This is a genomic window from Acinetobacter sp. LMB-5 (assembly GCF_001541635.1).
Lineage (GTDB): Bacteria > Pseudomonadota > Gammaproteobacteria > Pseudomonadales > Moraxellaceae > Acinetobacter > Acinetobacter pittii.
Window position 1 is genome coordinate 1 of the sequence record NZ_LRDR01000059.1, and the last position, 237, is coordinate 237.

A 237-nucleotide genomic window follows, 5' to 3' on the forward strand; every position below is an offset into this window, starting at 1 on the left:
AAGCTGCGGCGTTCAAGTAAACGAGAAAACTGCTGCTGGTGGTTGAGTATCACCCAGTCACCAACGGTCATGCTGGGTAACGAGGTATGGATAGGTAAGTGAGTTTCACCTTGTTCGCTAACCACAACGTAACCACTACGATGGTGAGCAATCACTCGCGCGAATAGCGTGTTCTCGTAATCGTCTAGCGTCAGTTGTTGTTGAAAAAACGGTTTCCAACCTAATAGCTTTAATGGG

The 237-nt window shown here is 47.3% G+C and carries 1 protein-coding gene; it reads right to left on the bottom strand.

Translation table 11 applies throughout. The features are described 5' to 3' along the window. Positions 1-237, bottom strand: a 237-nt coding sequence (locus tag AW165_RS18500) for a hypothetical protein (protein ID WP_212823914.1), incomplete at both ends; no start/stop codon positions are given.